This is a genomic window from Kribbella sp. NPDC049227, from assembly GCF_043197265.1.
Lineage (GTDB): Bacteria > Actinomycetota > Actinomycetes > Propionibacteriales > Kribbellaceae > Kribbella.
In genome coordinates, this window is sequence record NZ_JBICST010000001.1 from 585,958 (window position 1) to 604,581 (window position 18,624).

Consider the following 18,624-nt stretch of genomic DNA (forward strand, 5'->3'; position numbering starts at 1 on the left):
GCCGAGGAGGGCCAGATGGACGAGCAGGTGGAGCTGCCGCGCGTGCTGCAGCAGCTGTGGGGGATCGAGGGGCCGGCGCGGCCGGGGCCGAAGCCGGCGTTTCACCTGAGCGACATCGGCCAGGCGGCGATCCGGCTGGCCGACACGGGCGGCCTGGCCGCGGTCTCGATGAGCAAGGTGGCGGCCGAGCTCGGCTTCACCACGATGTCGCTCTACCGGTACGTCGACTCCAAGGACGACCTGTACGCCGTGATGCTCGAAGAGGCGTTCGGCGAGGCCCCCGAACCGGTGGCCGGGCAGGACTGGCGCGGCCGCATCACCGGGTGGGCCGAGGCGTTTCGCGACAGCCTGCGGCAGCACCCGTGGATCCTGCAGGTGCCGGTGTCGGAGCCGCCGCTGTCACCCAACCAGCTGACCTGGATGGAGTCGGCGTTGCAGGCGTTCGACGGTACGCCGCTGACGGCGAACGAGAGGCTGTCGTCGATGCTGCTGGTGAACATCTACGTCCGCGGGACCATGCAGCTGACCTTGAGCATGCTGACGCAGACCCCCGAGGAGGCCGCGACCGCGGGCCGGCTCTACAACCAGCGACTGCGCCTGCTCGCGACCGAGGACCGGTTCCCGGCGATCGCGGCCGGCGTACAGCAGCCGAACTCGGTGCACGACCTCGAAGTGGACTTCGAGGACGACGGGTTCCGGGACGGCCTGGGGACCGTGCTCGACGGCATCCAGGCCCGGATCGACCGACAGTCCCAGACCGACCGGAAGGCTCCCACCGGCCGGAAGACTCCGGCTGATCGGCAGGGCTGAGCTCAGATGTCCAGCTTGTCGGCGACCCCGCGCAGCACGGTCGCGACCTGGCGGGCGGCCTTGTTGTCGGGGTGGCGGCCGCGGCGGTAGCCCTCGCCGAGGTTGTCCAGCAGCTTGATCAGGTCCTCGATGACGAGCTGCATCTCCTCCGGCTTCGGCCGCATCGCCTTCGCCACCGACGGCGGCGGGTCGATCAGCCGGACCTGCAGGGCCTGCTCACCCTTGCGGCCCTCGACGACACCGAACTCGACCTTCTGCCCCGGCTTGAGGTTGGTCACTCCGGCCGGCAGGGCCTCGGCCCGGACGTAGACGTCACCGCCCTCTTCCTTGCTGAGGAAGCCGAACCCCTTCTCGGAGTCATACCACTTGACCTTGCCAACGGGCACGGGAACCTCTTCAGTCGTCAATCGTCGGAACCGACCGGGCGGGCGGCCTGATCGGGAACCCAGCGTACGTGAACCGGCGCCGCGGCGCCTCCGGGAAACTATCTGATCCGGCAGGCTTCCCACAGATCCCGGGACCCACACCTCATCGGTACTTCTCCGGATCCTTCAGGCGCTCGTTCATCGAGCCCGAGCGGAAGCCGCGGGGGTCGAGCCGGGCGGCCGGGAAGCCCTCGGCGACGACCGCGGCGATGAGTGGCTCGTGGTCCACCCGGTCCAGCAGGTCGCCGTCGATCTCGATGCTCGCGGCGTCGCCCAGATCCCGGACCCGGACGTTCTGGACGCCGTACGGCGCGAGGCGGGAACGGACCGCCTGCTCGGCCCGGTCGACCCGGGCCAGCAGGTTCGGCGTGATGCGGATGCCGTACGCGATCCGGCTGGACAGGCAGGCCGCGGCCGGCTTGTCCGAGGTCTCCAGACCCCAACTGCGGGAGGCCTCGCGGATCTGCGCCTTGGTCAGCCGCGCGTCCTTCAGCGGTGTGAGCGCACCCCGCTCGAAGGCGGCGCGGATGCCCGGCCGGAACCCGGCGATCGCGTCGTCGGCGTTCGTGCCGGTCGCGATCGCGGTGATGCCGAACTCGTCCGCGATCGGCTGCAGCGTCTCGACCAGTTCGGCCTTGCAGAAGTAGCACCGGTCACCCGCGTTGGCCTGGTAGCCCTCGCGGTCCATCTCGTGCGTGTGCGGCGTCAGGTGCCGGACGCCGAGGCTGTCGGCGAACTGGGCGGCCGGCTCGAGCTCGGCCGCGGGAAGGCTCGGCGAGATCGCGGTGGCTGCGACCACGTTGGCCGGGCCGATCGCCCGTGCCGCGGCCGCCAGCAGGAACGCCGAGTCGGCGCCGCCGCTGAACGCGACGACCATCTTGTCGTAGCCGGAAAGCCGCTTCATCAACGCTTCCAGCCGCTGCTCGAGCACGTATGCATCCAGCCAGGCCGGGAACTCGGTCAGGTCGTTCAGTACGACGTCCGCGCCGTACGCACGCAACTCGTCCGCGGTGAACGGCCCGGTCGCCACGGCTACCGCGACCGCTCCGGCGGCACGGGCTCCCTCGATGTCAGCGGTGTGGTCACCCACGTAGATCGTCGCCTGGTGTTCGCGCAGCGCCGTACCCTTCTCCGCGCCGTGCAGGTCGCCGACCGGCTCGTCGATGTCGAGGCCGAGGTGCTGCATGTGCAGCAGCACCGATGGCGTGTACTTCGCCGACACCACCATGGTCCGGCCACGCAGTGCGCGGACGGCGGCCAGCGACTCGGCCGCACCGGGCAGCGGCAGGCTCCCGGTGATCGCGTGCGACGGGTAGTGCTCGCGGTACCGCGCGACCATGGCGTCGATCTGCTCCGGCGGGAACCAGTTCGCCATCTCGATGGTCAGCGGCGGTCCGAGCCGGCTCACCACCAGGTCGGAGTCGATCCGTACGCCGGTCTCTGCGGCGAGCAGGTCCCAGACGGCCTGGATTCCCGGCCGCGAGTCGATCAGCGTCATGTCCAGGTCGAAGCCGACCACCAGTTCCGGCACATCGGCGGTAGTGGGCGCGGGCTGGATCTCGGCGGTTGACACGTCCCCAACCCTACGTGTTCCGGCGGCGGGACCGCGCGCGGATTCCGGCTCGTATTTGACAGCTGAGCACATTGTGTCCGAGTACTTGACATCTGAGGGAGAAATGTAAACCATCAGCCTCATGGACTCGTTCGCCGACCGGACCAAGCGCCGGCTGCGTGAGGAACTGCTCGACGCGGCGTACGACGCGATCGTCGCCGGCGGGTACGACGGCCTCCGGATGGCCGAGGTGGCCCGGCGGACCGGGGTGTCGCGGCAGACGGTCTACAACGAGTTCGGTGACAAGTGGGGCGTGCTGCAGGCGGTCGCGGCGCGCGAGACCGAACGGTTCCTGCTGGACGTGAACGCGGCGCTCGCCGAGCAGTCCGACCCGATCGACGGCCTCCGCGCCGCGGCCGAGCGGGCGCTCACACTGGCCGGGGAGAACCCGCTGGTGAAGGCGGCGCTGAGCCAGCCGGGATCCGACCAGGCCAGCCAACTGCTGACCACACGGGGGCAGCAGGTGCTGGAGATGGCCCATCTCCGGCTCGGTGCGCACGTCAGGGAGCACTGGCCGGAGGTGCCATCGGAGGACGCGAGCAGCTGTGTGGACGTCGCGTTGCGCGTCGTCCTGAGCCACATCGTCACGCCAGGCCCTCCCCCGGCGGCGGTGGCGGCCCAGCTCGCTCGCGTCCTCAGTCCCTTCTTGAGTCAGAGCAGTGTCACCGAGACCAGGAGGCAACAGGTATGACAACGACGACGAATCCCCTGCACCGGCAGGGTTTCAGCTCGCTGCGGTCCGGTGGCCTCAACTGGGAGGCGCTGCCGCTGCGGTTGTTCGACAAGGGCAACCGCAAGTTCTGGAACCCACGCGACATCGACTTCAGCCAGGACGCGAAGGACTGGCAGGAGCTCAGCGACAACGACAAGCACAACGCGTTGATGCTGTGCTCGCAGTTCATCGCGGGCGAGGAGGCGGTGACCGAGGACCTGCAGCCGTTCCTGCAGGCGATGGCGGCCGAGGGACGCTTCGGCGACGAGATGTACCTGACCCAGTTCTGCTTCGAAGAGGCCAAGCACACCGCGGTCTTCCGGCTCTGGCTGGACGCGGTCGGCGTCACCGCGGACCTGCACCACTTCATCGAGAACAACCCGGGCTACCGCGCGATCTTCTACGAGGCGCTGCCGGTCGCCCTGAAGTCCCTGGCCGACGACCCTTCGCCGGCCAATCAGGTCCGGGCGTCCGTCACCTACAACCACGTGGTGGAAGGGACTCTGGCCCTGACCGGCTACCACGCGTGGAACCTGCTGTGCACCTCCCGCGGAGTCCTGCCCGGCATGCAGGAACTGATCCGCCGCATCGGCGACGACGAACGACGCCACATGGCCTGGGGCACGTTCACCTGCCGGCGGCACGTCGCCGGCGACGAGTCCAACTGGAAGGTCGTCACCGACACGATGGAGGAGCTGCTCCCGCACGCGCTCACCCAGATCCAGTGGGCGATGGACAACTCCCCCGCGCTCCCGCCGGAGATCAATCCGACCGCTCTGATGACGTACGCCGGCGACCGCGCGACCCGCCGCCTCGGCGCGATCGAGTCCGCGGTCGGCGCGGATGTGGCCGGGATCGACCTCGACTACTCCCCCGAGAAACTCGAAGACACCTTCGGCGAGGAGGACTCAGCCGCGCTGGCGGCGGTTCGCTAGGACCACGATCAGGGCCGCCGTGCCGAGGACTGCCGGTAGCCAGGTGACGGTCGTCGTACCGAGGTGGTCGGCGGCCTGGCCGCCGGCGAAGGCACCCAGGGCGATCGCGCCGTTGTACACCCCGACGAGTACGGCGGACGACGCTTCGGGGGCGCTGGGTGCCGCGGCGTGACCCCACGCCTGTGTGCTCACGCTGGTGCCGCCGTGGGAGAAGCCCCAAACAACGAGCAATACAAGGGCTCCGGCCAGCGTCGTACCGAGAACAGGCATGAGTACGGCGACTGTCGCGATGCCGAGGGCAATCATTCCGAGAGCACGGGCCGGGCGGAGCGAGCCCGCGACGAAGTTGCCGATGACGCCGGCGACACCGTACGCGAGGAGCAACGTGCCGATGAGGGCAGGGGTGATGCCGGCCTGCTTCTCGAGGAGCGGTCGCACGTACGTGTAGGCGGCGAAGTGGCCGGTGACGAGGAGTGCGACCAGGGCCAGGCCGACGCGGAGTTGCTTGATCTTGAGGACTTCCGCGACGTCGCTCAGCCGGACCGCCTTCTCGGCGGACAGCGGGGGCAGGAAGAGCGCGAGGGCCACGGCGAGCGTTGCGGACAGCACGCCGACGGCGGCGAACGCCCAGCGCCAGCCGACCAGTTCGCCGACATACGCGCCGGCCGGGATCCCCAGTACAGAAGCGATTCCGATGCCGCTGAAGATGAGCGAGGTCGCCGGTCCGGCCGCGTGCGCCGGTACGACGCGTCGCGCGAGGCCGACCGTGAACAGCCAGACACCGCCGAGCGAGATGCCGAAGAGGACGCGGGCGATCATCAGCACGGCGAAGGTCGGGGCGGCGGCCGCGAGGAGGCTCGCGGCGGCGAGAAGCACCATCAGTCCGACCATCACGATGCGGCGGTCGAGCTTGCCGAGCACCAACGGGAGGATCGGCGAGGCCAGCGCGGACACCACCCCAGTGACGGTCAGCGTGAGGCCCGCCGTACCTTCGCTGACCTGGAGGCTCGACCCGATCGGGGTGAGCAGGCCGACCGGCAGCATCTCGGCGGTGACCACGGTGAAAACGGTCGCGGCCATGACCACCGGGGGCGCCCAGCCGCGGGTGGCCGGTGCGACCTGGTCGGCGCAGATTGTCGTCATACATCCACTGAACGGCCGCGCACCGGGGCAGAACAACGGCGATGTGATCATGCTTGTATTAGCTGAGCTCATCGATCGGAGGAGGTGCGCGTGGGCGTCGAGATCCGCGAACTGGAGTGCTTCCTGGTGCTGGCCGAGGAGCTCCACTTCGGGCGTACGGCGGAACGCCTGTACGTGTCGCAGAGCCGTGTCAGCCAGTTGCTGCAATCGCTGGAACGCCGGATCGGCGGACCGCTGTTCGAGCGGACCAGCCGCCGGGTCGCACTGACCCCGCTCGGCCAGAACTTCCTCACCTCGCTGCGGCCGGCGTACGCCGCGCTGGAACGCGTGGTGACGAACGCGCGCGAGTTCGCGACGCAGGTGAAGGGCAGACTCCAGATCGGCTTCCAGGGCACGGCGACCGACGAGATCCTGGCAGCGGTCTCGGTGTTCCAGTCGCAGAATCCGAACTGCCTGATCGGCACGTGCGAACTGCCGCTGAACGATCCGTTCGGCGGGCTGCGGCGTGGTGCCGTCGACGCCGCGGTCGTCCTGCTGCCCGTCGCCGAGGACGACCTGGTGCTCGGGCCAGTGTTCTCCCGGCAGCCGCAGACACTCACGGTGTCCACCCGGCATCCCCTGGCCGACCGCGAATCCCTTGACATCGAGGACCTGGCGGACGCCGTACTCATCGCTGTCTCGGAGCCCGCGCCCGGCTACTGGCGGCAGGCGCAGGCTCCCACGCAGACTCCGAGCGGTGCGCTGATCCACCGAGGTCCCGAGGTCGCGACCCTCCAGGAGGGCCTGTCCCTGATCGCGGCCGACCGCGGTGGCATGCTGCTCTGCCGCCCCACCGCCGAGAACAACCGACGCGCCGACATCGTGAACATCCCGCTCACCGGCGTCCCCGACTCAGCCCTGGGCCTGGTCTGGCGCCGGGGCGAAGACACCCCAGCCCTCCAGGCCTTCGCCGTACATCTCAAGGGCGCTTGAGATGTCCACCTGGAACGACGTCGGCCGGATCGCACTCGCTCTGCCCGAGGCGGTCGAAGGACAGGCGCATGAGGGCTCGCCGGCGTACGACGTCCAGAAGCGTCAGTTCGCCCGGCTGCGCTGGGACGACGACCGGCGCGAGGTCCTGCAGTTCTGGACCGACGACCGGGAGGCTCTCGTCCAGGACAGGCCCGAGGCCTACTGGATCACGAAGGCGTTCCCGTCCGCCGTTTTCGCCCACCTGGATCGGCTCGACGTCGGTGAGCTCCGCGAGATCGTGACCGAGTCCTGGCGGGTGCGTGCACCCAAGCGGCTGGTGAAGGCGCACCCCGAGGTCAGCTGAGGCCCAGCATTTCCACGGACTTCTCGCGCATCTCGACCTTGCGGACCTTGCCGGTGACGGTCATCGGGAAGTCGTCGACCAGCAGGACGTACCTGGGGATCTTGAAGTGGGCGAGTTTGCCGGTGGCGAACGCGCGGACCGCGGCGGCGTCGAGCGGGTCGGCGCCGGACTTGAGCTTGATCCAGGCGCAGAGCTCCTCGCCGTACTTCTCGTCCGGTACGCCGATCACCTGGACGTCGGCGATGTCGGGGTGGGTGTAGAGGAACTCCTCGATCTCCCGCGGGTACACGTTCTCGCCGCCGCGGATCACCATGTCCTTGATCCGGCCGACGATGTTCACGTACTCGTCCTCGCGCATTGTCGCCAGGTCGCCGGTATGCATCCAGCGGGCTTGGTCGATCGCCTCCGCGGTCTTCTCCGGCTCGTCCCAGTAGCCGAGCATCACGGAGTACCCGCGGGTGCACAGCTCACCCGGTTCACCCCGGCCCACGACCAGGCCGGTGGCGGGGTCGACCAGCTTCACCTCGACGTGCGGCATCACCCGGCCGACGGTCGACGTACGCCGGTCCAGGTCGTCGTCGCGACGGGTCTGCGTCGACACCGGTGACGTCTCGGTCATGCCGTAACAGATGGCGACCTCGGCCATGTGCATGTCGGCGACGCAGCGCTTCATCACCTCGATCGGGCACGGTGATCCCGCCATCACGCCGGTCCGCAGGCTGGTGAGGTCGTAGTCGGCGAAGTCCGGCAGCCCGAGCTCGGCGATGAACATCGTCGGTACGCCGTACAACGCGGTGCATCGCTCGTCCTGCACGGCTTTCAGCGTCGCCGCCGGGTCGAAGGCCGGGGCGGGGATCACCATGCACGCACCGTGGGTGGTGCAGCCGAGGTTCCCCATCACCATGCCGAAGCAGTGGTAGAAGGGGACCGGGATGCAGAGCCGGTCCTCGGCGGTGAACGCGATCGTCTCGGTGACGAAGAAGCCGTTGTTCAGGATGTTGTGATGGCTGAGGGTCGCGCCCTTGGGGAAACCCGTGGTGCCGCTGGTGTACTGGATGTTGATCGGGTCGTCGAACGCCAACTCCGCTTCGCGTTCGTGCAGTTCGTCCTCGGTGACGCGGCCGGCGGCGTCCCGGAGTTCGTCCCAGTCGCCGGTGCCGATGTAGACGGTCTCCTCGAGCGACTGGCACTGCGGCCGCACCTGCTCGACCATCGCCCGGTAGTCGCTGGTCTTGAACTCGGTCGCCGAGATCAGCAGCCGCACCCCGGACTGGTTGAGCGCGTAGGACAGCTCGTGCGTCCGGTACGCCGGGTTGATGTTCACCAGGATCGCGCCGATCATCGCGGTCGCGTACTGCGTGATCGTCCACTCCGCGCAGTTCGGGGCCCAGATGCCGACCCGGTCACCCTTCGCAATCCCCCGGCCGAGCAGGCCCCGCGCGACCACGTCGACCTCGGCGCCCAGTTGGGCGTACGTCCATCGTCGTCCGGTCTGGACCTCCACCAGCGCGTCCCGATCGCCGTACTCGCCGACCGTGCGTCTCAGGTTGGCGCCGATCGTCTCGCCCAGCAAGGGAACCTCGGACACTCCGGATGCGTACGACGGCAGGCTCATGACTGTCATCGTCGCCCGAGTCAGATGCCCCTGCAACTGCACGTGCGGCAGGAAACAGGGGGTGGACGGCAAGCAATGTCCTTACCAACTCTCCGTCAGGTCGGTCGCACAGCGTGGTTGGCCGGTTACATTGGAACTGAGAGGTGTGAGGCGATGGGCCGAACCGTTGAAGGTCACGCCCGCAGCGACCGGCCACCTGGGCGTACCGCCGAGGCGGCTCAACGTACCGCTGCGGTGGAGGAACGCGTCCGGATGCTCGGCGAGATCCTGTCCGACGCCCTCGCGATCGATGTTCACGGCACCGACCTGCAGACCCTGAAGCGGGCACCCCGGCGGGCACCGCCGACCGCGTCGCCGAGCGATCTCGAGCCCCATCCCGGGCCGGTCTGGGACGCGTTCGCACCGCACCCGCCGGGCCGTTTCCGTTGGTGGGGGGCCGAACGCCGGTACAACCGCCGGCTGGCGTGCGCCGAGGATCGCTTCGCCGAGGCGATCGAACGGCACCGGGCGTTCGAGGAGAGCCGGCGGGAGCGGGTGGCTCGGGCGTTGCGGGACCAGATCGAGCAACAGCGCCGGCTCGACGAGGCGACAGCGGAGCAACATGCGCGGATCGACGCGTACCAGCGGGCGGTGGAGAACCGGGATCGGGCGGCGGTCAGCCGGTACTTCCAGAAGGCGCTGGAACGGGTGGCGGAGCCGCTCGACTTTCCCCGCCGTCGACGGGTCGGGTACGTGCCCGAGTCGACGTTGCTCGCGGTCGAGTGGGATCTGCCGGACGTGAGCGTCGTACCGGCCGAGGCGTCGTACCGGTATGACCGTTCGCTCGACGCGGTGCTGGCGGTACCGCGGCCGGACAAGGAACTGCGGCTGCTGTACCAGCAACTCGTTGCACAGTTGGCGTTGCGGGCGTTGCACCTGATCTTCGGGAGTGACCGGTACGGCCTGGTGGACACGGTGGTGTTCAACGGGATGGTCGAATCCGTAGACCTGCCGACCGGGCGGACCGTGCGGCCGTGCCTGATCACCTTGCGGGCAACGCGGGAGCAGTTCAAGGCGCTGGTGCTGGACCAACTGGATCCGGTCGCTTGTGTGCGGCACTACTTCTCGGCGGAGGTGTCGCGGCACCCCGAGGAACTGCAGCCGGTGGAGCCGGTGCTCGAGTTCGACCTGGCGGATCCGCGGACGATCGAGGCGGTCGACGTGATCAGCGAGATCGACAGCCGGCCGAACCTGCTGGAGCTGAGCCCGGAGTCGTTCGAGCACCTGGTGCAGAACCTGCTGACCCGGATGGGCCTGGAAACCAGGCTGTTCCGCCGCGGCACCGACGGCGGGATCGACTGCGTCGCCTACGATCCCCGCCCGATCACCGGCGGGAAGTTCGTCGTCCAGGCGAAGCTGTGGACCCGCACCGTCCCACCGTCGGCCGTCCGCGACCTCTTCGGCACCGTCCTCGACGCCGGCGCCACGAAGGGCATCCTCATCACCACCAGCGGCTTCGGCCCCACCAGCTACCAGTTCGCCACCGGCAAGCCCCTCCAACTCATCGACGGCACAGCCCTCCTGGCCCTCTGCCACCACCACAACATCCCCGCCAGAATCATCCGCCGCGCCAGCTGAGACGAGTTGTGTACCGACGAACGGGTAGTAGTCAGTCTCCGGCTGCCTCATAGTCGCCCGCTGGGCGTGAGGAAGGCAGGCGCCGCGGAGTACTACCCGTTCGTCGGAACATCAAAGAGCTGATTCGTAGATCTGGAGTTCGGTGCCGCCGGGGTTTTCGCCGTCGTCGGGGGCGGTGAGGAGGCGGAGTTTGCTAGGAGTGGTTTCCAGGGCGACCGGGTTGCGGGTGGCGGAGTGGCCGGTGGTTGGGGAGAAGGCGGGGAACGGGATCTCGTGGAGGATGCGGTTGGTGCGGAGGTCCAGGAGGGCCAGGCCGCCCAGGTCGTAGGTGGTGTTCGCCGGGCCGGGGAGGGTGGTGACGCCGCCGCACAGTTGCTTGCCGCGCGCCACGTAGTCGCAGTCCTGGTAGTCGAGGATGTGGCTCTCGTTGGGTACGGCGTCCAGGCGGCGGCCGGTGGTGGTCCACTCGTAGAGCGTCCGTGAACCCCAGCTCACCCCGTGGACCAGACCCGTGGTGCGGTCACGGACGACACCGCCGACGTGGTCGTTCGCCCGGAAGCGCTCGGTCACCCGGTAGGTCCGCGGATCGACGGTGTAGATGATCGCCCGCGAGTCCGGGCGGTACTCCGCCGCCGGCACCCACAGGTTCTGCCCGTCGTAGTCGATCCCGCCCGGGTGGTACGCCGTACCTTCGCCGAGGTGGATGTCCTTCTTCAGGTTGCCCTGCCGGTCGATCACGAACAGGTGCCCGATCCCCTTGCCCGGGCTGCGGTCGTACCCGTCCACCGGCTCCGGGTACTTCACCGGCGCCTCAAGCACCTCGACGCTGGTCATGAAGATCAGATCACCCACCAGCGCGAACCCCTGCGGGTGGTAGGTCGGGAACTTCAGCGGCACTCGCGCCACCTGGGTCCACGCCGTACCGCGCGTGGTGGCCTCGAAGGCCCGGGCGACGCCGGAGTCCTTCCCGGACGCGTCGGCGGTGGTCAGTCCGGTGAGCAGGACACCGGCGAGAGCTGTAGAGATGAGGATCCGGCTGCGCATCAGAGTCTCCTTGGGCGTGAAGTCGATGGTGCAGTGTGCCGCGGCCGGGTGACGGCGCGGCCGACACCAGATGATCAGACCTCGATGACCGAGGGAAGTGTCAGACTGCGCTCATGGACACTGGGGTGAGTGTGGTCGGGTCGGGCCAGGTCAGCGCGGCTGCGGATGTACTGCGGGTGTCGTTCAGCGTGGAGCACGTCGCACCGGACGTGGCAGCCGCGGTGTCACAGGTGGCTCAACGGACGGACGCGGTCACCACGGCCCTGCGCGACCAGGGAGTCGGCGCCGACGACCTCTTCACGTCCACGGTCAACGTCTACCGCGAGTACCGCGAGCCGGGCACGTCACCGGCATATCGCGGCTCGCACACGCTGACCCTGAGGACGAAGGACCTGACCGGGTTCGGTCGGCTGCTGAACGCCGCCGTAGATGCCGTGGGCAACAGCCTCGGACTGCAGTCGCTCGAGTTCGACGTCGAGGACAAGACCGACCTGCTCACCCGCGCCCGCGAGCTCGCCTTCCGCCAGGTCCGGGACAAGGCGCGGGAACTCGCCGCCCTGGCCGGCTACTCCCTCGGCTCGGTCACCTCGATCTCCGAGACCCACGCCGAGATTCCGATCCGCGAGATGACCCGCGGCGGCGAGGCGGCGAAGTACGACACGGCGATCGGCATCAGCCCCGGCGACCAGACCGTCGAGGTCTCGCTGGAAGTCCACTTCTCCTGGGCCTGACGATTCCGGCGGTGAGCACGGTGCTCGAGCTGTAACTTCTGTCTCACAGCGTGTTCGGTCTGTCTCAAAGCGAGATCAGGGGTATGCGCTGTCGGTGCTGTCGTGGAAACTTCTTCCATGTACGCACCGGCACCGCTGCGGCGGCAGTTGAACCGGTCCGGGCTTCTCCTGCTCGGACCGGCGTTCGTTGCGGCGGTCGCCTATGTCGATCCCGGGAACTTCGCGACCAACATCGCGGCGGGCGCGACGTACGGCTATCTGCTGTGCTGGGTCGTGGTCGGGGCGAACCTGATGGCTGTGCTCGTGCAGTATCTGGCGGCGAAGGCGAGTATCGCGACCGGCCGGACGCTGCCGCAGTTGTGCCGTGACCAGTTCAAGCGGCCCACCTCGACCGGGCTGTGGTTCCAGGCCGAACTGGTCGCGATCGCGACCGACCTGGCCGAGGTGGTCGGCGGCGCGATCGCGCTGAACCTGCTGTTCGGGATCCCGCTCCTGCTCGGTGGAGCCATCACCGGCGCGGTGTCGTTCGGGCTGCTGGTCTACCAGTCGAAGCGTGGGCAGCGGCCGTTCGAGGCCGCCATCATCGGGCTTCTCGCCGTGGTCCTGGTCGGATTCGTCGTCTCCACGGTCCAATCCGAGCCGTCCGCCGCCGGAGTCGTGGGCGGGCTGGTGCCGCGGCTCGACGGGACCGAGTCCCTGGTCCTGGCCGCCGGCATGCTCGGCGCGACCGTGATGCCACACGCGATCTGGCTGCACGGGGCCCTGGTCACCGACCGCCACTGGAAGACGATCCGGTCAGCCGCCGGCAAATCCCGGGTGCTGCGGGCCACCCGGATCGATGTGGCCGTCGCGATGGCCCTGGCCGGCGCGGTCAACCTCGCCATGGTCGTCGTGGCCGCCGCTGCCCTGAGCGGCACCGGCGCCGACTCCCTGGACGCCGCCCACGCCGCCATCGGCGACCGTCTCGGCCAGCTCCCCGCGCTGCTGTTCGCCCTCGCGCTGCTGGCCAGTGGGTTCGCGTCCTCCTCGGTCGGCACCTATGCCGGCTCGGTCATCCTCGAAGGCTTCTGGCACCGCCACGTCCCGCTGGCGGTCCGCCGCCTCGTCACCCTGATCCCGGCCCTGCTGATTCTTGCGATCGGCATCGACCCGAGCCGCGCGCTGGTCGTGTCCCAGGTGGTGCTCAGCTTCGGCATCCCCTGTGCTCTGTGGCCGCTGGTCCGATTGACCGCCTCCCGGCGCGTCATGGGTGACTTCACCAACCGGTGGGCGACTACCCTCCTGGCATGCCTGGTCGCCACTGCTGTCTCCGTCCTCAACGTCGTACTGATCGTGCTCACCGTCCGGGGATGACATGACGGCGGTGTATGCCGTCAGCGACATCCACGGTCATCCGGAGAAGCTGACCGCGTCGCTGCAGGAGGCCGGGCTGACGGATGCCGACGGCAACTGGTCCGGCCAGGACGCACGGCTGTGGTTCCTCGGCGACTTCTTCGACCGCGGCCCGGACGGGATCGGCGTACTGCGCTATGTCCGCGGGCTGATCGAGCAGGCGCCGGACGGAGCGATCCGGATGCTGCTCGGCAACCACGAGATCCTCGCGCTCGGGATGCACAAGTTCGGCGACGAGTTCGTGCCGCACGACGGGATCACGACCCGCAGCTTCGAGCGGTCGTGGGCACTGAACGGCGGTCAGGACCGCGACCAGGAACTGCTCACCGAGGACGACGTCGCCTGGCTCCTCGAGCAGCCGATGCTCGCGCTGGACGCCGGGCACCTGCTGATGCACTCGGACACCGCTGAGTACGTCGAGTGGGGTGACAGCATCGACGAGATCAACGAAGCGGCCCGGGCCGAACTGCACACCGACGACATCGTCGTGTGGTGGGAGATCTGGCGCCGGATGACGTCGCGGTACGCATTCCGCGGCGCGAGCGGTGGCGAGGTGGCGACCATCCTGCTGCAGCATCTCGGCGGCCACCGCATCGTCCACGGCCACAGCATCGTGGCCGACCAGCTCGGCATCGAGCCGGCCAACCTGACCGGCCCCAACCTGTACGCCGACGGCCTCGTCCTCGGCATCGACGGCGGCGCCTTCGACGGCGGCCCGTGCCTTGTGGTGCAGCTCGAGGAATTGGCGCCCGCGCGGGAATGACCGTCGGCCGCTCCTGGTTGTTGAAGAGTTGACGGTTGAGGTCAACTCGCTGGGAGCTGAGATGGCGGAGAAGACAGTGAAGATCCCTGGTCCGGACCACCCGATCACGGTCGGGAAGAACCCGGATCGGGTCGTGGTCAGGCTCGGTGACCAGGTGATCGCGGACACCCGGGAGGCGCTGTCGCTACAGGAGGCGAGCTATCCCGCGGTGCAGTACATCCCGCGCGAGGACGTCGACTTCGGGCTGCTGGAGCGCACCGACCACGCGACGTACTGCCCGTACAAGGGTGACGCGTCGTACTACAGCATCCTCCCCGCCGGGGCGGACGGGGTGAACGCGGTGTGGACCTACGAGCAGCCGTACGACGCGGTCGCGGACATCCGCGAGTATGTCGCGTTCTACCCGAACAAGGTCTCGATCGAGATCGTCGCCGACTGAGTCACCGGTTGACTCACCGGCTGACTCACCGGCTGAGGAAGTCCCGCAGTACCGGGGCGAGGAGCTCCGGCGGTACGACGTGGTCCTGGTCGGCGAGCTCGGCGAGCCGGGCCGCGGGCAGGATGCCGACGATCCGGTGGGCCGCGTCGACCATGAACGGCGGCGACGCGGTCCCGGTGACGACCAGGGCCGGCTGCGTGATCTTGCGGAGTACGTGGACCGGCGTGCGGCCGCCGGGTGCGCCGTGGTCCATCACTGCGAAGTCGTAGGCGAGCGTCGGCGCGATCTCTGCCATGCCAGGGAAGGCCGCGGTCTCGATGGCGGCCTCCTTCGGCATGCCCGCCATCATCAGAAACAGCTCGACCGCCTCCTGGCCACGGCCCTCGCGGATCAGTTCGAGCACCCGACCGCCGTCCTCGCTCGAGTCGACGTCATCGGGCCCGTACGGCGGCTCGTGCAGCACGACCTTCGTGAACGGCAGTCCGGTGCTCGCCGCGATCGCGGCCAGCCCGGCTCCCGACGAGTGCCCGTAGACAGCCGCCGTACCGCCGACCGCCGTCAGCAGTGCCCCGAGGTCGTCCACCTCGCGCTGCACGGAGTACGGCGTACCGTCTCCGCTGTCGCCGCGCCCACGCCGGTCGTACGTCACCACGTCGAAGTCAGCGGCCAGCTCCACCGCCAACGGCTTGAGCGCGTTCCGGTCGCAGAGGGCACCGCCGACCAGAATCACCCGCGGCCCACTCCCCATCCGCTCGTAGGCGATCGCCGTACCGTCCGCCGAGCTCACTTTCTGCATGCCACGTCCTCCTTCGATCATCACTGACACTCAGAACGTCGGAGCCGGCCGCTGCGGTTCGACATAATCCCTGGCGCTCGATCCGGCCTGGTGATTCACTGCGTCGCGATGATCACCAGAGTCGACGACTACCTCCACGCGGCCCCGCTGTCCGGTGCGATCCCGGAGCAGGTCGGGCCGTTCACCCTGTTCCGCAGTACGACGGTCTGGCCGTACTACGCCCGTCCGGTGCCGGGCTCGTCGGCCGTCATCGAGGTCGCGGACATCGACGTACTGCGAGAGCGGTGTGCCGAGCTCGAGATCCCGCTGAGTCTCGAGTGGGTCGTGGAGACCTGTCCGTCACTCGCTCCGGCGGCGGCTGCGGCCGGGCTGACCGTGGTCGAGCACCCGCTGCTAGTGCTCGAACGCGACGAGTTCCGTCCGGTGTCTGCGGATGCCCGCTGCGAGATCCTGTCCGCGGACGACGCCGTACTGCGGCAGGCCTCGGCGGTCGCGTCGCTCGCGTTCCACGACCCGGGTACGGCGATCGGCGCGGGCGGACCGGTGGAGCGGGACGCGAAGGCGGCCGACGTACCGGACGAGCGGATCAAGGCAGTCGTCGCGCGGGTCGCCCAGGGCATCTCCGTGAGCGCCGGGGCGTTCACCGACGTCGGCATGGTCGCCAGCGGACAGCACCAGCCGGTCGGCACGACGACGGAGATCGTCGGTGTGGGCACGCTGCCGTCGATGCGTCGCCGCGGACTGGCCGCGGCCGTCACCTCCACTCTCGCCGAGCATGCCTTCGCGCACGGTGTCGACCTGATCCTGCTGTCGGCCGCGGACGACGCGGTCGCGGCGGTCTACGAACGCGTCGGCTTCCACCGCATCGGCAGCGCCGGGGCCGCGGAGTGACACGGTTCGTCGCGGGTAGGACTGGGGCCGTACCGTTGGAGGGATGAGCACATCCGAGCGGAACCGCCCACGCACCCTCGCCGAGGCGCTGCGTACCTGGGACGACGCCGCGCTCGGTCTTCTGCTCCAGCGTCGCCCGGACTTGGCGATGCCGATCCCCGCGGATACCGGCCAGCTGGCGGCCCGGGCCACGACGAACGCGTCGGCCGCGCGGGCGATCAACCGGCTCGACGAGTTCGGTGTCGATCTGCTGGAGTCGCTGTCCGCCTTGCCGGAGCCGGTGGACCTGGCGGCGCTGGCCACCGGCGTGGCGCAGCCCGTCGAGGTGGTCCGGCCTCGGGTGGACGAGCTGCTGAAGCTCGCGTTGGTGTGGGGCTCGGAGGACGACCTGCGTCCGATCCGCGCCGTCCACGAACTGCTCGGTCCGACCCCGGCCGGGCTCGGACCGGTCACCACGAGGCACTTCGGCGATCTGGACCAGCTGATCGAGGACGCCGGGCCTGATGCGCGTGAGGTGCTCGCGAAACTGACCTGGGGTCCGCCGACCGGGTCGGTGGAGAAGGCTGAGCGTCCGGTGACGATCGCCTCCGCCCGTACGCCGGTTGAGCGGCTGCTGGCGCGCGGCCTCGTCGTACCGAAGGATGCCAACACCGTCGTGCTGCCGCGGCAGATCGGACTGCACCTGCGGGGTGGGCGAGTGCTGGCGTCGACTCGGCCGACACCGCCGCCGCTCGAAGGCAAGACGGTGTCTGCGTCGATCGCGGACCGGGCGGCTGCTGGTGCGGCGCTCGACCTTGTCCGGCAGGTGGATCGTGCTCTGGAGCAGCTGGGGACCGAACCGCCTCCGGTGCTGCGGACTGGTGGCATCGGAGTGCGTGAGCTGCGCAGTCTGGCCGGGAAGATCGGCGCGGAGGAGCATACGACCGCTGCGGTGCTGGAGTTCGCGTATGCCGCCGGACTGATTGCTGCGGCCGAGATCGGAACGAGCGAGTTCTGGCTGCCGACCAGCGCGTACGACGACTGGCTGGACCTGGACCTCGCGCATCGGTGGGCTCAGCTGGTGTCGGCCTGGTTCACCGGGATGCGGGCGATCGGACTGATCGGCCGGCGTGACAGTGGTGGTGCGACGGCCGCTGCGCGCGAGCGGCTGATCAACGCGCTCGCACCGGATCTGGAGCGGTTGCTGGCGCCTGAGGTCCGGGTGCTGACAGTGCAGGCGTTGTCGAGGGCTGACGCTGGCACGGCGCCTGCCCCGGAGTCAGTGGTCACCTGGGTGGCGTGGCATCGGCCACGACGTGGCGGGCAGTTCCGCGACGATCTGGTCGAGTGGACTATCACTGAGGCCGCTCTGCTCGGTCTGACTGGTCTTGGCGCATTGGCGCAGCATGCGCGACCACTGCTCGACGCGGAGCCGACGGTGGACGACCTTGCCGCGGCGATCAGCCCGCTGGTGCCGGAGCCGGTCTCAGAGGTGTTGCTGCAGGCCGACCTGACCGCGGTCGCACCCGGTCCGCTGGTGCGGGTCGTGCAGGACGAGCTGTCCGCCATGGCCGACGTCGAGTCGCATGGCGGTGCGGCGGTCTACCGGTTCAGCGAGGCTTCGGTACGGCGTGCCTTCGACCTCGGGCGGACCGCGGACCAGCTGCACAAGTGGCTGGCCGAGCACTCACGTACGCCGGTGCCTCAGCCGCTGACGTACCTGATCGATGACGTTGCCCGGCGGCACGGCGTACTCCGGCTTGGTACGGCGTCGACGTACCTGCGGTGTGACGACGAGGCTGTGCTGACGCAGCTGCTCAGCTCCAACCTGCCGGGTCTTCGGTTCCGGCGGTTGGCGCCGACCGTGGTGGTGTCGCCGTCACCGCCGGACATGGTGCTGAGCCGGCTGCGTGAGGCGGGGCTGGCACCGCTGGCCGAGACGTTCGACGGGGTCGTCCATGTCACCAGTGGCGGGACGCGTCGCGGTGACACGCCACGTCGCCGTTCCAGCCGGGACTTCGCCGACAGCGCGGTCGACCTCACCGACGAGCAGGTCAAGGCGGTGATCGAGAAGGTCCGCGCCGGCGACCGCATCGCCGCCGAACGCCCCGCCGACGAGGGTCTGATCGAGCCGACCGCTCCGGCCGAGACCATCGCCGTACTGACCAACGCGGCCGAGTCCCACACGCGCACGTGGATCTCGTACGTCGACCACAACGGCACCGCCTCCGAACGCATCGTCGAACCCGTCCGCGTCGCCGACGGCTGGCTCACCGCCTACGAAGACACCACCGACCACCCCCGCACCTACGCCCTCCACCGCATCTCCACAGCCCGACCCGTGGATTGATCCCCTCAGGCACAATGGAAGGTCGGACGGGCTTCCGTCCGGGGATGAAGGAGAC

At 69.2% G+C, this 18,624-nt stretch carries 18 protein-coding genes; 12 read left to right on the forward strand and 6 right to left on the reverse strand.

Annotated features, from left to right (window positions below; all coding sequences use genetic code 11):
- Positions 1-15: 15 nt before the first annotated feature.
- Positions 16-810, forward strand: coding sequence for a TetR/AcrR family transcriptional regulator (locus tag ACGFH6_RS02975; protein WP_393379977.1), 795 nt, complete (start codon positions 16-18; stop codon positions 808-810).
- 2 nt (positions 811-812) lie between these two features.
- On the opposite strand, the gene ACGFH6_RS02980 is transcribed toward ACGFH6_RS02975, so the two are convergent.
- Complete coding sequence (locus ACGFH6_RS02980; protein WP_131360638.1) at positions 813-1,196, reverse strand: cold-shock protein; 384 nt, start codon at positions 1,194-1,196, stop codon at positions 813-815.
- A gap of 142 nt (positions 1,197-1,338) precedes the next feature.
- Positions 1,339-2,808 carry an ATP-dependent sacrificial sulfur transferase LarE gene (gene larE / locus ACGFH6_RS02985; RefSeq protein WP_393379979.1) on the reverse strand — a complete coding sequence of 490 codons (1,470 nt, stop codon included), beginning with the start codon at positions 2,806-2,808 and terminating at the stop codon, positions 1,339-1,341.
- Between the two features lie 121 nt (positions 2,809-2,929).
- On the opposite strand from larE, the gene ACGFH6_RS02990 reads away from it, so the two are divergent.
- Both ACGFH6_RS02990 and ACGFH6_RS02995 read left to right on the forward strand, forming a co-directional pair.
- Positions 2,930-3,538 (forward strand): TetR/AcrR family transcriptional regulator, encoded by a 609-nt coding sequence (locus ACGFH6_RS02990; RefSeq protein ID WP_393379981.1) that lies wholly within the window; start codon positions 2,930-2,932, stop codon positions 3,536-3,538.
- Positions 3,535-4,494: a R2-like ligand-binding oxidase gene (locus ACGFH6_RS02995; RefSeq protein ID WP_393379983.1), complete on the forward strand. Its 960-nt coding sequence runs from the start codon at positions 3,535-3,537 to the stop codon at positions 4,492-4,494. Before ACGFH6_RS02990 ends, ACGFH6_RS02995 begins: the two co-directional genes overlap by 4 nt.
- Here ACGFH6_RS02995 and ACGFH6_RS03000 read toward each other — a convergent pair.
- Positions 4,468-5,637 (reverse strand): MFS transporter, encoded by a 1,170-nt coding sequence (locus ACGFH6_RS03000; RefSeq protein ID WP_393379985.1) that lies wholly within the window; start codon positions 5,635-5,637, stop codon positions 4,468-4,470. The two genes, ACGFH6_RS02995 and ACGFH6_RS03000, sit on opposite strands and share 27 nt — an antisense overlap.
- Before the next feature lie 90 nt (positions 5,638-5,727).
- Here ACGFH6_RS03000 and ACGFH6_RS03005 point away from each other — a divergent pair, with 90 nt between their 5' ends.
- Together ACGFH6_RS03005 and ACGFH6_RS03010 are read left to right on the forward strand one after the other, a co-directional pair.
- The gene (locus ACGFH6_RS03005; protein ID WP_393379986.1) at positions 5,728-6,609 is read left to right on the forward strand and encodes a LysR family transcriptional regulator; all 882 of its coding nucleotides are present in this window, start codon (positions 5,728-5,730) and stop codon (positions 6,607-6,609) included.
- A gap of 1 nt (position 6,610) precedes the next feature.
- Positions 6,611-6,952: an MmcQ/YjbR family DNA-binding protein gene (locus ACGFH6_RS03010; protein ID WP_393379988.1), complete on the forward strand. Its 342-nt coding sequence runs from the start codon at positions 6,611-6,613 to the stop codon at positions 6,950-6,952.
- Here ACGFH6_RS03010 and ACGFH6_RS03015 read toward each other — a convergent pair.
- Complete coding sequence (locus ACGFH6_RS03015; protein WP_393379989.1) at positions 6,945-8,567, reverse strand: AMP-binding protein; 1,623 nt, start codon at positions 8,565-8,567, stop codon at positions 6,945-6,947. The two genes, ACGFH6_RS03010 and ACGFH6_RS03015, sit on opposite strands and share 8 nt — an antisense overlap.
- A 153-nt stretch (positions 8,568-8,720) precedes the next feature.
- Between ACGFH6_RS03015 and ACGFH6_RS03020 the strand changes: the two genes are divergently transcribed.
- Positions 8,721-10,184, forward strand: a complete 1,464-nt coding sequence (locus ACGFH6_RS03020) for a restriction endonuclease (RefSeq protein ID WP_393379991.1) — start codon at positions 8,721-8,723, stop codon at positions 10,182-10,184.
- Positions 10,185-10,295: 111 nt separating this feature from the next.
- Here ACGFH6_RS03020 and ACGFH6_RS03025 read toward each other — a convergent pair whose 3' ends face one another.
- The gene (locus ACGFH6_RS03025; RefSeq protein ID WP_393379992.1) at positions 10,296-11,228 is read right to left on the reverse strand and encodes a DUF6454 family protein; all 933 of its coding nucleotides are present in this window, start codon (positions 11,226-11,228) and stop codon (positions 10,296-10,298) included.
- Positions 11,229-11,341: 113 nt separating this feature from the next.
- Here ACGFH6_RS03025 and ACGFH6_RS03030 point away from each other — a divergent pair, with 113 nt between their 5' ends.
- The 4 genes from ACGFH6_RS03030 to ACGFH6_RS03045 all read left to right on the forward strand — a co-directional run bounded on the left by ACGFH6_RS03030 (position 11,342) and on the right by ACGFH6_RS03045 (position 14,553).
- Entirely contained in the window at positions 11,342-11,959 is a 618-nt protein-coding gene (locus ACGFH6_RS03030; RefSeq protein ID WP_393379994.1) for an SIMPL domain-containing protein, read from the forward strand.
- A gap of 117 nt (positions 11,960-12,076) precedes the next feature.
- Positions 12,077-13,312 carry an Nramp family divalent metal transporter gene (locus tag ACGFH6_RS03035; RefSeq protein ID WP_393379996.1) on the forward strand — a complete coding sequence of 412 codons (1,236 nt, stop codon included), beginning with the start codon at positions 12,077-12,079 and terminating at the stop codon, positions 13,310-13,312.
- A gap of 1 nt (position 13,313) precedes the next feature.
- The gene (locus tag ACGFH6_RS03040) at positions 13,314-14,114 is read left to right on the forward strand and encodes a metallophosphoesterase (protein WP_393379998.1); all 801 of its coding nucleotides are present in this window, start codon (positions 13,314-13,316) and stop codon (positions 14,112-14,114) included.
- A gap of 61 nt (positions 14,115-14,175) precedes the next feature.
- On the forward strand, positions 14,176-14,553 hold the full coding sequence (locus ACGFH6_RS03045) for a DUF427 domain-containing protein (protein ID WP_393380000.1): 378 nt from the start codon (positions 14,176-14,178) through the stop codon (positions 14,551-14,553).
- A gap of 25 nt (positions 14,554-14,578) precedes the next feature.
- On the opposite strand, the gene ACGFH6_RS03050 is transcribed toward ACGFH6_RS03045, so the two are convergent.
- A complete protein-coding gene (locus tag ACGFH6_RS03050; protein WP_393380002.1) occupies positions 14,579-15,349 on the reverse strand; it encodes an alpha/beta fold hydrolase in 771 nt (256 codons plus the stop codon).
- Positions 15,350-15,457: 108 nt separating this feature from the next.
- Here ACGFH6_RS03050 and ACGFH6_RS03055 point away from each other — a divergent pair, with 108 nt between their 5' ends.
- Both ACGFH6_RS03055 and ACGFH6_RS03060 read left to right on the forward strand, forming a co-directional pair.
- The gene (locus ACGFH6_RS03055; RefSeq protein WP_393380003.1) at positions 15,458-16,240 is read left to right on the forward strand and encodes a GNAT family N-acetyltransferase; all 783 of its coding nucleotides are present in this window, start codon (positions 15,458-15,460) and stop codon (positions 16,238-16,240) included.
- A gap of 43 nt (positions 16,241-16,283) precedes the next feature.
- A complete protein-coding gene (locus ACGFH6_RS03060) occupies positions 16,284-18,569 on the forward strand; it encodes a helicase-associated domain-containing protein (protein WP_393380005.1) in 2,286 nt (761 codons plus the stop codon).
- The last annotated feature ends 55 nt before the right edge of the window (positions 18,570-18,624 follow it).

Excerpts from the sequence above, each read along its gene's own strand:
- ACGFH6_RS03000 (WP_393379985.1), bottom strand. The coding sequence starts at position 5,637 with ATGACGACAATCTGCGCCGACCAGGTCGCACCGGCCACCCGCGGCTGG.
- ACGFH6_RS02990 (WP_393379981.1), top strand. The coding sequence starts at position 2,930 with ATGGACTCGTTCGCCGACCGGACCAAGCGCCGGCTGCGTGAGGAACTG.
- ACGFH6_RS03040 (WP_393379998.1), top strand. The coding sequence starts at position 13,314 with ATGACGGCGGTGTATGCCGTCAGCGACATCCACGGTCATCCGGAGAAG.
- ACGFH6_RS03045 (WP_393380000.1), top strand. The coding sequence starts at position 14,176 with ATGGCGGAGAAGACAGTGAAGATCCCTGGTCCGGACCACCCGATCACG.
- ACGFH6_RS03030 (WP_393379994.1), top strand. The coding sequence starts at position 11,342 with ATGGACACTGGGGTGAGTGTGGTCGGGTCGGGCCAGGTCAGCGCGGCT.
- ACGFH6_RS03020 (WP_393379991.1), top strand. The coding sequence starts at position 8,721 with ATGGGCCGAACCGTTGAAGGTCACGCCCGCAGCGACCGGCCACCTGGG.
- ACGFH6_RS03015 (WP_393379989.1), bottom strand. The coding sequence starts at position 8,567 with ATGAGCCTGCCGTCGTACGCATCCGGAGTGTCCGAGGTTCCCTTGCTG.
- ACGFH6_RS03025 (WP_393379992.1), bottom strand. The coding sequence starts at position 11,228 with ATGCGCAGCCGGATCCTCATCTCTACAGCTCTCGCCGGTGTCCTGCTC.
- ACGFH6_RS03055 (WP_393380003.1), top strand. The coding sequence starts at position 15,458 with ATGATCACCAGAGTCGACGACTACCTCCACGCGGCCCCGCTGTCCGGT.
- ACGFH6_RS03060 (WP_393380005.1), top strand. The coding sequence starts at position 16,284 with ATGAGCACATCCGAGCGGAACCGCCCACGCACCCTCGCCGAGGCGCTG.
- ACGFH6_RS03035 (WP_393379996.1), top strand. The coding sequence starts at position 12,077 with ATGTACGCACCGGCACCGCTGCGGCGGCAGTTGAACCGGTCCGGGCTT.
- ACGFH6_RS03010 (WP_393379988.1), top strand. The coding sequence starts at position 6,611 with ATGTCCACCTGGAACGACGTCGGCCGGATCGCACTCGCTCTGCCCGAG.
- ACGFH6_RS03050 (WP_393380002.1), bottom strand. The coding sequence starts at position 15,349 with ATGCAGAAAGTGAGCTCGGCGGACGGTACGGCGATCGCCTACGAGCGG.
- ACGFH6_RS02975 (WP_393379977.1), top strand. The coding sequence starts at position 16 with ATGGACGAGCAGGTGGAGCTGCCGCGCGTGCTGCAGCAGCTGTGGGGG.
- ACGFH6_RS02995 (WP_393379983.1), top strand. The coding sequence starts at position 3,535 with ATGACAACGACGACGAATCCCCTGCACCGGCAGGGTTTCAGCTCGCTG.